The sequence below is a fragment of the Methanobrevibacter sp. genome (genome assembly GCF_017539065.1).
In the GTDB taxonomy this organism is placed as follows: Archaea; Methanobacteriota; Methanobacteria; order Methanobacteriales; family Methanobacteriaceae; genus Methanocatella.
Genome location: NZ_JAFYHP010000001.1, coordinates 1 through 12,308, shown reverse-complemented (window position 1 = coordinate 12,308; position 12,308 = coordinate 1). Strand labels below are relative to the sequence as shown.

Below are 12,308 nucleotides of genomic sequence, written 5' to 3'. Positions count from 1 at the left end.
ATATTGCGTCCTAACATATCGAGTGCAATGCCTGTTGCATCGATTTTGTGAACTGTATGTTCTCCACTACCTTCAAAAGTTTCAGTGTTAATAATTACTTCAGTATTGTCCTTAATTCCTGAAAACACGTCTACTACATTTAACAATCCTTCATCTAAAACTAGCACATAGTCCGGGTTATAGATTTGGTATCTCATTTCAATTGGCTTATCATCAATTCTTGTGAAAGCCATTACTGGAGCTCCCCTACGTTCGACTCCAAAGAATGGGAAAGCTTGGACATATTTTCCATCTTTAAAAGCTGCTTTAGCTAAAATTTCAGCAGCGGTTACAGAACCTTGTCCACCTCTTCCATGAAAACGAATTTCAATCATTAATTCTCCTCCATATATTTATCATGTATAATCATTATAAATTCTAAAATATATAAATTTTATGTTAAAATTTCAAGTTTGAATAATTTTGTTTAAATTTTTTTGTTCAAATCTTTTATTTTTTCTTTATTTTTTTAGATTTCCCTTTATCTTTTTTATTTTTTTATTATACAACTTCAAAACCTTTTTTGAAAAAAATACTATTTTTAAAAAATATTATTAATATATTAAAATATAATATAATTATAAAAAAATTTTGGTTGGGAAGTTTATGAAAGTTTTAATAATCACCGGTGAGTTAGCATACCCTCTAATTAAGGAGGTTGTTTCCAGTTCAAAGGAAGAGATAATTGTGCATATTGCAGATAATACTCAAGTGGCTGCATTTCTAACTCCAAGGCAAATTATTAAAGAAGTGAAAACCTGTTTTTCAGATCAATTGGATGAAATTGATATGATTTTGGTTCCGGGATTGATTAAAAAGGGAACAAAGGAAATCACAAAGGAACTTGGAATACCGACATTCAAAGGCTCCACCGATGGTGCGGACCTTGCCATGGTATTGAATCTGATTGGCAGTATAGATTTATCTGAAGACAAACCTGCCGACAAACTGATTGAAGAGGAAAAGCGCAAAGAGGCCTTCAAATTCATTGAGGAATTTGAAAACGACCAGGAAAATATCGAAAGACTTCTCAAAAAACCGAACAACATTCTTATCAAAAATCTCCCTGTAGGGGAGGACTTCCCGATGAGGGTTTTATCAGAAATAGCCAATGCACCATTCCTTTCAAAAGAGGCATTAATAAATAAGTGCCAGTATTTCGTCGATTCGGGTGCGGACATGATTGATATTGGAATGGCTGCTGGAGAAGACTTTTCAGATAAGATTCCTGAATTGATTGAAACATTAAGGCCGATTGTCGGAGACAGACCATTAAGCATCGACACATTGAATCCCGATGAGATAAGGGTTGCGGCAGAAAACGGAATCGATTTCGTCTTGAGTCTCGATTTGGGAAACAATTCCGAAGTTCAGGAAATCCTAAAGGAAAAGGATATTCCTGCAGTACTTCTGCCAACAGATTTTTCACATGGAAAATCGCCAAAATCACCTAAAGAACGTGTAGAGGCAATGCATCAGTTAATTAAAGATACTGAAGGGTTGCGTTATGTTGCAGATTTAATTTTAGATCCTGTAAACAGTGCAAGTATCGTAGAGTCAATTATCGCTTGTCATGAATTTCACAAAACCAATCCTGCACCAATGTTTTTCGGTGTGGGCAATGTTACAGAATTGATGGATGCCGATTCCGGAGGCGTGAATGTGTTGTTGGCAGGAATTGGTATGGAGCTGGGCGTAAGCATATTATTCACTCCTGAAGAAAGTGGTAAAACAAGAGGCAGTGTTTACGAACTTGCAACCGCTTCTAAAATGATGTTTCTTGCAAAACACAGAAAATCAATTCCAAAGGATTTGGGAATAAATCTTGTTGCCTTTAAAGATAAACATAAACGTAATGACATTATATTAAATGAATTGGATGGAGTTGAACAAACCCACCAAGTTAAACCACTAAAATTTGTAAGGGATAAAGCGGGCAGTTTCAAAATCAATGTTGATTACGGAACAACTGTTGAAAACAGTAAAATCACCGCAACTCATTTTAAGAAAAATAAACCGGATTTAGTAATCGTCGGCCATTCAGCAAAAGAGATTTATGAGGAGATTATCACTAAAAATCTTGTCACAAGAATGGAACATGCCGCTTATTTGGGTGCTGAACTTAAAAAAGCAGAAATAGCGATGATTACAGGTAAAGAATATGTTCAGGATTTTGAATTATTCAAAAATCCTGATGAATTTAAAAGATAGTTCTAATCAAAATCTGTTGGGTCGACTGTTCCTTCAGATTGTCCTGCCTGTGGAGCTGAACTGTCACCAGAACTGCTTTGGGATGAAGTGTCCTGTGATTCTCCACTATTGGAATTTGAATCGGCATCACTTGCAGTATCGACTTCAGAACCTGAACTGCTTCCGCCTGATGATTGGCCGGACGGTTGGGAAACTGTATTCACACCATCAGCATTTGGATTGTCGGTCATGATGGAATCCATTGACTGGTAGTCTGAAGTTCCGGTTCCATTAATGTAAAAATATGCTCCAATAACTACGAATATCATTAATATTAATGCAATAATCAGTGCATTTTCAAATTTCATATTTATCCCTCCAATTAAATAATCAATTAATATATTATACTAATGTAACATATAATATTACATAAACTTTATATCCATTTAATATTTAAATTTATTTTAGTAACAAAATTTTAGGAAGGTTAAAAGTTGCAAGTTGAAGATATTAGTATAAAAGACATGGATAAATTGCTTTTAGATGCAAGTTATGTTTCAAACAATGAAATTTCAACTACACTCTACTTATCATTATTGCTTGGAAAGCCTATGCTTATTGAAGGCCCTCCGGGCGTTGGAAAAACAGAACTGGCTAAAGTAATTGCAAAATCACTCGACAGGGATTTCTTCAGGATTCAGTGTTATGAAGGAATAACTTTCGAACAGATTGTCGGGGAATGGAACTATCAAAAACAACTGTTACACTTGGAAGCTGCTAAAAACGATTCAAGCAATGTTGATGAAATATTTGCCGACGAATATTTCATCAGAAGGCCGCTGCTCAATGCGTTTTTGAACGACAATGATTCCGTATTGCTAATCGATGAGATTGACAAGGCAGATGAGGAAGTTGAAAGTTTCCTGCTTCAGGCATTGGGGGAACAGGAAATCACAATCAACGATTTGGGAACATTTCAACTCAAAAACGATTTGATTGTTGTATTAACATCAAATTCACAAAGGTCCCTTCTTGATGAAACAAAAGACAGATGTCTGTTCTTATACATTCCATATCCTACTGTGGAAAGGGAAATCGAAATAGTCAAATCAAAAATCCCTGGAGCGGATGACGAAACAGTATCTTATGTCGTTAAGCTGGTTCATCAAATACGTAACCTTAACCTGATGAAAAAGCCGTCCGTAAGGGGTACTGTCGATTGGGTCAAATCAGTCTCAAGTCTCGGAACTAAAGATATAGACAAATCCTTGGAAGACAGTATTGGCGTAGCAATTAAAACTGAAAGTGATAAGAAACGTGTAATAAAAGATATTTTCAACAAAAGATAAGATGATTAATAAAATCGCAAAACTCTCAGCTGATTTAAGAAAGGAAGGTCTTCCCGTAAGTATCAGGAGCACCCAATCAGCTATGGAGATTTATCTGAATTTTGGAGATGAAGACAGGAATCTTCTAAAGACCGCCCTGATGGCAATCTATGTCAAGGACAGATATGACATTCCAAAATTTTTGAAGGTTTTCGATGAAGTATTTGCAGCTCCAAAACCTGAAGAAAAGCTAAAAGAACCTGACCGCAGCAAGGCATACAGAGGTACAGGGCCAAAATCCAATAAATATATCATTAAAAAGCAGGATACAATTGGAAAGAGGGTCCGCAAAGAGAAAATAGATAATGAAAAGCTGAAGATGCTATCCGGTCAGCCGTTGCTTGAAGAAGCAAAAAAACTCGAACGTGACGGGGAACTTATGAATAAGGATTTGACCAAACTGAACAAGTTCGACCCAAGGATGCTTGAAATCTGCCAAAGATTAGGTAAAAGAATAGCCAATAAACGTTCAAGGAGAAAGATTCAGGCCCACAGCAATAAAATCGATATGAGAAGAACCATGAGGGCCAACCTGAAATACGGCGGAGTGCCGTTGGAACTCGTAAAGGCAAAGCCAAGGCCCCATAAGAATGAGCACCTGTTCCTGAACGACATCAGCGGGTCATGCGAATGGATCAGCAGCTGGTTTTTCATGCTGATGTTTTCAGCGCAAACTGCCTTTAAAAGATCAAGAACTTTTGAATTCGACAATAAGGTAATCGAAACAACAAAGGCCTTAAAGGAAGAATATCTCATTGATTCCTTTGTAAAGGTAAAGGATATGCGCATTAAAAATATGATGGTGCACGGAACCTCGGACATGTATTCAGCATTCAAGCAGTTCCAGGAAAAGGCAAACATCAACAATAAGTCTTATGTGATTATTTTATCAGACTGCAGAGACTGGGCAGGGCCGAAGGTACATGGAATTCCTGCCAGCGTGGAGATAGTTGAAGAGATGGTAAGGGATTCGAAAAAGGTAGTCATCCTAAATCCCGAAGACAAGAACAAATGGGATGTTGTGGACAGTTGCGTCTCATTGTACAGGGATGCAGGAGCCCAGGTGTTCGAAGTAAATACGTTAAATCAACTGGCACACTTTGTAGAGCAAATGTAGGTAATTATTATGCAATGTAGTAAATGTGGTAACCCTAAAGTTATTTATAAAAGAGAACAGTCCGGTCAATTGTTATGCAAGGATTGTTTTATAGATTCAATTGAAAAGAAGGTTATCAAAACTGTTAGAAAGGAAAAATTATTGGATAAAGGTGATAAGGTTCTCGTAGCATTGTCCGGAGGAAAGGACAGTGTCACAACACTTGAGATTCTTGACTCGTTCCGCCAAATGAATGTCATAGACATCTGTGCGGTAACCGTCGATGAGGGAATAGCAAATTACCGTGAAGAAGGTGTGGAAATTGCCAGAAGGCATGCGGAAAGGTTAGGAATTGAGCATAAGGTAGTTTCACTGAAGGATGAGTATGGAATAGCCCTGGATGAAATCATGCAAAGGCCAAACCACAAGGGGTCATGTACCTATTGTGGGGTATTCAGAAGAACCATAATCAATAAGGCCGCCCGTGAAATGGGAGCTACAAAAATTGCGACCGGACACAATTTGGATGATGAGGTCCAGGCTATTATGATGAATTATTTAGAGGGAAACACAGATAATTTAGGCAAATTAGGTGCAAAAACAGAATCTAAAGCAAAAGAATTCACAGTCAAAATCAAACCATTAAGGGAAATCCCTGAACGTGAAATAGGATTGTATGTAGTTGCAAAAGACCTGGAAGTTCACTTCGACAGCTGCCCTTATGCAATGCAATCATTCAGAGGGGAAGTTTCAGAAGTCATTAATCAATTAGCTGAAAAACACCCTACAATAAAATATTCTACCTTAAGGGGATATGACAAAATTAAAGGCGTTCTAAAAAAAGAAATGCAAAAGGAGTATTCTCATGGGAGATGCAAAAGATGTGGCGAGCCATCTGCAAATGAATTATGTAAGGCTTGCTCATTTTTAGAAGAATTAGGAGTATGATAATATGTCTTTCACATTAAAATATAAAGAATTAAACGAAAAAAGAGAAATACCAAATGACAATTACACTATAAAAGATTTACTAAATGAATTAGAGTTATCTGCTCAAACAGTCGTTTCAAAGCAGAATGGCGAACTGGTTATTGAAGATACTGTAATTCAAAATGATGATGAAATCCAGATAGTCCAAATAATATATGGTGGTTAGATTTGAAGATTAGTTATGAATGCGGCCCGTGCTTTTTAAGGCAGGCTAAAGAAGCCTTGGATTTGTCTACAGAGGATGAAACCCTTAAAATGGAAGTCATGGAAGAAATATTTAAATTTTTAGGTGACAATTTCAAATTAAACACTAATTCAAACAGCACAGGTTCTGCAATGCATAAAATGATTAAGCAAAAAACCGGATGCACTGACCCGTACTACAAGGAAAAAATCGAGGGAAACGAAATCGCTTTAAAATATTTGCCAGATGTTAAAAAAATTCTTGAAGAAGATAACAGTTTAGAAAACTATGTTAAAATATCAATCATCGGCAATATCCTGGACTTTGGAGCATTTACCTTAGATGACGACATAGAAAGCGTCATAAAAACCTCACTTAAAAAAGATTTGGCCGTTAAAGACATTGAGAAGTTTGAAAAATCATTAAAAGAGCATGATAAAGTTTTATACCTGGTGGATAACACGGGCGAAATCGTATTCGATAAACTGCTTTTAGCAAAAATCAAGGAATATAATTTAGATATTACAATTGCCGTTAAATCCGAGCCTATTTTAAACGACGCCTGTATGAGGGAGGCACTTGATGCAGGATTAGATGAATTTGGAGAGATTGTAGAAATAGGTTGCGGAACTGTAGGTTATGTAGATGCCGAAATTTCAGATGAATTTAGGGAAATTTTTGAAAATCATAAATTCATAATATCAAAAGGCATGGGAAATTACGAAGGCCTAACAGAAATTGATTTATCTAATAAGGATGTTTATTTCTTATTATGTGCGAAATGCAATACAATATCTAGGGATATTGGTGTTAATTTACATGACATGCTCTTATTTAAAAAGTAACTAGTGAGATTATGATAATTGGTTTTATAGGTTTTGGAAAGGTTTCACAAAATTTGGTTAAGTTAATCAGCTCTGATAATATCAAATTCGTTACTTCAGCCGAAAACAGATCAGAAAAAACAATTGAAAAAATTAACAATTCAAATATCCAAACCTTAGATACTTTTAAGGATGTGGCGATTCAATCGGACATTCTAATCTCAGCCAACTCTCCAAAAACAGCTTTAAACGTTGCAAAGGAATATGGGAGATATGCAAAGGGGATTTATCTGGATTTGAATAATATCTCTCCCGATACAACATTTGAAATTAACGGGCATGTTGATAATTTAGTTGATGGAGCCATTGTCGGCAAGATTGATTCTGCCAATCCGATATTATACATCTCAGGCGAAAATGCCAATGAACTGTTATTTTTAAATGATTTTATCAAAACAACTAAAATCAGTGATAGGATAGGAGATGTAAGTATTTTAAAACTGCTTAGAAGCACTTACACAAAGACATTGTCCGCTTTATTAATAGAATCTCAAGAACTCGCAAAAGATAATAATTTAGAAAAGGAGTTCTTTGATATATTAACATTAACTGAAGGGGAGGATTTCAAAGAAAAATCTCTTTCCAGAATAAGCAATACCTTAAATAATTCCAAAAGAAAAAGTGAGGAATTGGAAGAAATAATCAACTATTTCAATGAGAATGATTTAGTCATGGTTAAAGCGGCATTAAAAAAACTTAACCAATAACCACATTCACCTTAAATCCTTTTTTAGCTTCCTTTATGCTTCCGCTAACAGGAATAAAATGAGAATCCATAATGTATCTTAGGTAAGTCACATCTCGAGCAGGCAATCTTAAATTGGTTTTAATCTTTTTGCCTTCGCTTTTAAACTGAACTGAGATTTTACCATTTTTATCGACATATAAATCAGTATTCAATCCTTCCTTTGTGATTTTTGTTTCGAATTTAGTTAGGTTTAATCCAGCTTCAATGCTTAACGGAGGCTCATCAACAGTAATATTTTCACTTCTGAACTTATTGTTCGCATCACGTGCACTGATTCCCTTTTCACCTTCACATGCAACATACCATGCCCTATCAATAACTCTTTGGACCTTTTGATTATCAGGAATTACTCCTAGTGATTCATAGCTTTTCATTAACTCCATCACTTCTTTTTTACTTACATCCATTTCAATGGCACTTATTGCCAATCTGGTCATTACAGGACCATAATCTGATCTTCTAAAGGCAGCCCAAATGGATTCCGGGTCCCTATAAACTCTCCTTTTAATAATTTCGTTTATAGTATTTCCATTAAGGTAAGCTATTTTTTCAAGGTTTCCTCGAGAATAGGTATTCATCCTTTTGTAAATGGCCGGCCAATTACGCTCACCAGGGGTTCTGCCGGCATCAATCTCTCGTTGTAAAATTTCAATTGTGCTTTTTGGCAGCAACTTTTTAATTTCATTAGATATTTCCATATCGTTATCAATAATGGATTGCCTGATTAATCTTCCGGAGTATTTGTCCTTGTTGAATTCCTTCACAACATGATAGTTAAGTTTTGAGCCTAAAAATTCATTTATCGCATACCAGCGAATCTCATTTCTATTGGTATAACTTTTCGGCATTCCAACGAAGTTTCCTTCATCAATGAATTTTTGAGCTTTTGACTTTATTTCATCCAGTGAAATACTTGCTGAGGTAATGTAATCTGTCACGCCATCATCAATCATTTGTTTAAGCCTAATAGGAACACTATAAGATAAGACTAACCTATGATGAAGGCCTTCAAATGATTTAACATCATCAGCACCTAAAGCCAGTGCCATTTCACGACGGGCATCAAAATCAACGAAAAAGGGAGCATGGTTTGCACTGAAACCTTTATTTAAATAAACAACGACTTTTTTATTTTCTTCATCAGCCAGTTTACGGGCTTCCTTTAATAATTGTTCATGCCCTTTATGAACGGGGTCAAAGTCTGCACTAATTCCTATCAAATCAAACACCAAAAAAAAGAAATTTTTGGATAGTTTAACTATCCATTAATTTTAAAACACCACTTATTACTAGCCATAATCCGATTAATGTTCCAAGAATAATTGGATTTGCTACAAAAGTTCCAATGATTATGTACAATAAACCAAGGACTACTCCAGCTATTCCAATATAGAATCCGTATTTGGATGTTCTGTTGTTAATCAATGAAACAAGTCCAACGATTATCAAGAGTATTCCTGCAAGATATAATGTAATTTCGGCTAAAAATCCAAGCATTGCCGGATTAAATATTAAACAGATACTTAAGAATAACAGTATTAAACCTAGGGCTAAGTCAAGTATCGCTCCTGTCTTGTTATAATCGATTATCGCTATTCCGACAACGAGAAGATATATGGATATCAATAATACTGATAAGGCAATTAAATCAGCAACTCCAACGACTCCCATTATTGGAAATATGATGATTAATAATCCAAGAAGTATAGCTAGTAAACTAATAAACTTACTTTTCATTTTTTCCTCCTATTAATAATTAATAATTTAAGTTATATTAATATAGTGGGACATGCTTTATCTCCACAGTTGATGAGTTCATATCTGAATTTTTGATTTCAGCCAACCATTCATTTTTGCATTCACAATCATATTCTATTTTTGTTTGTGTCAAGTTGTTGGCTATTATCATATGCTTCAAGTCTTTATTGCACTTTTTGCAGTTATATGGGCCACGTCTTGAACCGAAACCTGAAGTATCCAAAAGGGAAGGGATTTCTAACTCGTCCCTAACTGTATTAATAATCTCCACGCATGACCAAATCCATGGCGGTTGGTAAGCTCCTTTTCTCCAAAACCTTTCAATCACTGTTCCGCTATGAATTGTTGCCGGACAAAATGAAAGTCTGTCAACTCCAATCGAATTACAATAATGAGCGGTTTCAATCGCTTCAGATATTGCTTGACTTTCAGATACCAAAATAGGCTTTACAAAGATATACGCCTTAGATTTTAGATTATAACCCTTGTTTTCTTTTAGATTTTGGATTAATTTGACCGCATTTTCAAAATCTTCACAAGTAAAACCTTTATTAATCTTATTCAGTCTAGTGTAATCATTAGAAGTTTCAAGACCGATACTTACTTCAAATAATGTATCTCCGATAATTTCAAATATTTCATCTAAATATTCTTCTTTTACATATTCGGGTCTTGACTCAACAATAATTTCTGTAACATTGCCTAAACTCATTAAAGTTTTTAAGATTTCATCACGCGCATCCTTTGGAAGTTCATAAGGATTCAAAAAGCTTCCTGATGCAAACAGTTTCACTGAAATCCTGTCTTCTTCAGCTATCGGATGTCTTGATAAGTGGTCATGGAATATTTTTAAAATAGTTTCTGTATCAATCGGTTCGAGAGTACAATCGGATACATAACTGCACATAGTACATCCGCCGCTATCGCCAAGTGCCCATGCACAGCCGGGAGTTGGTAAAATTATAAATAATGTTTTTGCAACACCATTGTATGTTAAATCATCATTATACCAGCTTGCCCCAACTTGTTCAGGGGATTTTGGTTCTTTTCTCTCAAAAGCTCTTTGTCTAATTTCTTTTGTCAAATTTTCAATTTCCATTATAATACTATTATGTTGATGTTATAATTAAAAATTATGTTAAAAATGATGGTAATAAGTTGTGTATACGGGTTTAAAAAAATAAAAAAAGAAAGAGAAAGCAAGTTTAGAAACTTGCAATAACGTCTCCTAATAATTTAATGGATTCTTCTACGTTTTTACCTACAGGGGAACCTGCTACGTATTGAGTTACACCCATTTCAGCTAAGCCTTCAATTTTTGGAATGAACTCATCAGGAGTACCACATACGGAAAATGCGTCGAGTGCTTCATCGGTTACAGCGCCAATAGCTCCACCGAAGTCACCTTTAGCTAAGAAGTCTCCCATTTGGGTGTTGAATCCTTCAGGTAATCCGTGTCTTTCGATAACTGGAGGTGGTGAACCTGCTGCAATAAATGCAACTACAATTTTAGCTGCGTTTTTAGCTGCGTCAGAGTCAGGACCAATGGAGGTTGCAGTGTATGCACCTACGTCGAATTCTTTTTCTCCAGCTGCTTCGATACCTTTTTTGATCATAGGCATTGCTGCTTCGTAATCTTTAGGGTTGGAAGCGTTAATTAATACACCGTCTGCGATTTCTCCAGCGGTTTCTAACATTTTAGGACCTTGAGCACCCATGTAAATAGGAATGTGTTCTTGGACAGCTTTTACTCCACCTAATGCTGCTCCGCCTTCGGTTTTTCCACCTGCTAATAAGGTGTTAATGTCAGCTACTGCTGCTTTAATAGTGGATACTGGTTTAGTCCATTCAATTCCTAATGAATCGAAAGTAGCTTTGTCACCAGGACCAATACCGAAGGTTGCTCTTCCGTTTGAGATTTCGTCAATAGTTGCGATTGCGGAAGCAGAAATTGCAGGGCTTCTTACGTATGGGTTGGTTACACCAGGACCCATTTTAATGGTTTCAGTGTTTGCTGCAAGTAATGCTAAAGTTTCGTATACGTTTTTATTGTTGTAGTGGTCTGTGATCCAAGCGTATTCAAAACCGACATCTTCTGCTAATTTTACTAATTTTACAATTTCATCTAAAGGTTGATTTGGTACGAATTCTATACCGAACTTCATATTTTATCACCAATAATATTTTAGGTTCCCTATATATAAAGTAATTTTTATTTGAAACAGATAGAAAGTTTTAAATATTAAATATGTTTTTGTTGTATCTTAATTTAAATAGGATATTATGTTTTTAAAAAAAAATTATTTTTTCAATTATTTTGTTCGACTTAGCACTAATAAAAATTTTTAAAATTTTTTTTATATTAATTCATTATTTAATCATTATTTTACATAATTATTTGTTATTGTTATTTATTTAATATTTTAGAATTTTTTTGTTATTTTTTTTCATTAATATTAATTTTTGCAATGTTTTTTAATTGATTTTGTTAATATAATTTCTTTGGGTATTAAATGTGCTATGTGTTTTTTTGGCGTTGGTTTAAGTCATATTGTATTTGCAATTCTGACTATGATGACTGCTTTTCCGCACGTAGCTATAAATTATCATATTTATTATATTAATTGAATTATTAATATCATGAATGTGCTTTGTGAGTACCTGAGCTTTTCGGGTATGATGTAAGTTTTGTAGATGTGGTGAAATTTGATTATAGGAACTTTTATATCAAATTTTATATGTATTAATTACTCGTCTATATTTTTTTAGCGTACTTCATAATATTATTAATATTATTATGTTCTGTTATGTGCATCAATTCTGTTTGATCCTGGCAGATGCTACTGCTATTGGGATTCGATTAAGCCATGCAAGTCGAACGAGTTTAGGCTCGTGGCGTACGGCTCAGTAACACGTGGATAACCTACCCTTAGGACCGGGATAACCCTGGGAAACTGGGGATAATACTGGATAGGCAATTTTTCCTGGAATGGTTCTTTGTTTAAATGTTTTTTCGCCTAAGGATGGGTCT

13 protein-coding genes and 1 rRNA gene are annotated in these 12,308 nt (G+C 35.1%); 8 read left to right on the top strand and 6 right to left on the bottom strand.

Features of this window, described 5'->3' with window-relative positions; all coding sequences use genetic code 11:
- Positions 1–374, bottom strand: a 374-nt coding sequence (locus IKS50_RS00070) for a 2-oxoacid:acceptor oxidoreductase family protein (RefSeq protein ID WP_292843633.1), incomplete at its 3' end; no start/stop codon positions are given.
- Positions 375–645: 271 nt separating this feature from the next.
- Between IKS50_RS00070 and IKS50_RS00065 the strand changes: the two genes are divergently transcribed.
- Positions 646–2,250: a dihydropteroate synthase-like protein gene (locus IKS50_RS00065; protein ID WP_292843631.1), complete on the top strand. Its 1,605-nt coding sequence runs from the start codon at positions 646–648 to the stop codon at positions 2,248–2,250.
- Between the two features lie 2 nt (positions 2,251–2,252).
- Here IKS50_RS00065 and IKS50_RS00060 read toward each other — a convergent pair whose 3' ends face one another.
- On the bottom strand, positions 2,253–2,597 hold the full coding sequence (locus tag IKS50_RS00060; RefSeq protein ID WP_292843629.1) for a hypothetical protein: 345 nt from the start codon (positions 2,595–2,597) through the stop codon (positions 2,253–2,255).
- Between the two features lie 126 nt (positions 2,598–2,723).
- Here IKS50_RS00060 and IKS50_RS00055 point away from each other — a divergent pair, with 126 nt between their 5' ends.
- The 6 genes from IKS50_RS00055 to IKS50_RS00030 are packed head-to-tail and all read left to right on the top strand — an operon-like array spanning position 2,724 to position 7,478.
- The gene (locus IKS50_RS00055; protein WP_292843626.1) at positions 2,724–3,578 is read left to right on the top strand and encodes a MoxR family ATPase; all 855 of its coding nucleotides are present in this window, start codon (positions 2,724–2,726) and stop codon (positions 3,576–3,578) included.
- A gap of 1 nt (position 3,579) precedes the next feature.
- Positions 3,580–4,734 (top strand): VWA domain-containing protein, encoded by a 1,155-nt coding sequence (locus tag IKS50_RS00050; RefSeq protein ID WP_366664902.1) that lies wholly within the window; start codon positions 3,580–3,582, stop codon positions 4,732–4,734.
- 9 nt (positions 4,735–4,743) lie between these two features.
- Positions 4,744–5,661, top strand: coding sequence for a TIGR00269 family protein (locus tag IKS50_RS00045; RefSeq protein WP_292843620.1), 918 nt, complete (start codon positions 4,744–4,746; stop codon positions 5,659–5,661).
- Between the two features lie 4 nt (positions 5,662–5,665).
- A complete protein-coding gene (locus IKS50_RS00040; RefSeq protein ID WP_292843618.1) occupies positions 5,666–5,869 on the top strand; it encodes a MoaD/ThiS family protein in 204 nt (67 codons plus the stop codon).
- Between the two features lie 2 nt (positions 5,870–5,871).
- Complete coding sequence (locus IKS50_RS00035; RefSeq protein ID WP_292843616.1) at positions 5,872–6,732, top strand: DUF89 domain-containing protein; 861 nt, start codon at positions 5,872–5,874, stop codon at positions 6,730–6,732.
- 11 nt (positions 6,733–6,743) lie between these two features.
- Positions 6,744–7,478: an NAD(P)-binding domain-containing protein gene (locus tag IKS50_RS00030; RefSeq protein ID WP_292843614.1), complete on the top strand. Its 735-nt coding sequence runs from the start codon at positions 6,744–6,746 to the stop codon at positions 7,476–7,478.
- Here IKS50_RS00030 and IKS50_RS00025 read toward each other — a convergent pair.
- From IKS50_RS00025 to mer, 4 genes are all read right to left on the bottom strand, one after another.
- Positions 7,468–8,748: an adenylyltransferase/cytidyltransferase family protein gene (locus tag IKS50_RS00025; protein WP_292843613.1), complete on the bottom strand. Its 1,281-nt coding sequence runs from the start codon at positions 8,746–8,748 to the stop codon at positions 7,468–7,470. The genes IKS50_RS00030 and IKS50_RS00025 overlap by 11 nt on opposite strands.
- Positions 8,749–8,773: 25 nt before the next feature.
- Positions 8,774–9,256 (bottom strand): DUF308 domain-containing protein, encoded by a 483-nt coding sequence (locus tag IKS50_RS00020; RefSeq protein ID WP_292843611.1) that lies wholly within the window; start codon positions 9,254–9,256, stop codon positions 8,774–8,776.
- Positions 9,257–9,293: 37 nt separating this feature from the next.
- Positions 9,294–10,376 (bottom strand): archaeosine biosynthesis radical SAM protein RaSEA, encoded by a 1,083-nt coding sequence (locus IKS50_RS00015; RefSeq protein WP_292843609.1) that lies wholly within the window; start codon positions 10,374–10,376, stop codon positions 9,294–9,296.
- A gap of 106 nt (positions 10,377–10,482) precedes the next feature.
- On the bottom strand, positions 10,483–11,442 hold the full coding sequence (gene mer / locus IKS50_RS00010; protein ID WP_292843607.1) for a 5,10-methylenetetrahydromethanopterin reductase: 960 nt from the start codon (positions 11,440–11,442) through the stop codon (positions 10,483–10,485).
- Between the two features lie 652 nt (positions 11,443–12,094).
- Between mer and IKS50_RS00005 the strand changes: the two genes are divergently transcribed.
- A 16S ribosomal RNA gene (locus IKS50_RS00005) occupies positions 12,095–12,308 on the top strand; the annotation flags it as partial.

Coding starts and splice junctions, on each gene's coding strand:
- IKS50_RS00065 (WP_292843631.1), top strand. CDS start 646: ATGAAAGTTTTAATAATCACCGGTGAGTTAGCATACCCTCTAATTAAG.
- IKS50_RS00060 (WP_292843629.1), bottom strand. CDS start 2,597: ATGAAATTTGAAAATGCACTGATTATTGCATTAATATTAATGATATTC.
- IKS50_RS00050 (WP_366664902.1), top strand. CDS start 3,580: ATGATTAATAAAATCGCAAAACTCTCAGCTGATTTAAGAAAGGAAGGT.
- IKS50_RS00045 (WP_292843620.1), top strand. CDS start 4,744: ATGCAATGTAGTAAATGTGGTAACCCTAAAGTTATTTATAAAAGAGAA.
- IKS50_RS00040 (WP_292843618.1), top strand. CDS start 5,666: ATGTCTTTCACATTAAAATATAAAGAATTAAACGAAAAAAGAGAAATA.
- IKS50_RS00030 (WP_292843614.1), top strand. CDS start 6,744: ATGATAATTGGTTTTATAGGTTTTGGAAAGGTTTCACAAAATTTGGTT.
- IKS50_RS00020 (WP_292843611.1), bottom strand. CDS start 9,256: ATGAAAAGTAAGTTTATTAGTTTACTAGCTATACTTCTTGGATTATTA.
- IKS50_RS00015 (WP_292843609.1), bottom strand. CDS start 10,376: ATGGAAATTGAAAATTTGACAAAAGAAATTAGACAAAGAGCTTTTGAG.
- mer (WP_292843607.1), bottom strand. CDS start 11,442: ATGAAGTTCGGTATAGAATTCGTACCAAATCAACCTTTAGATGAAATT.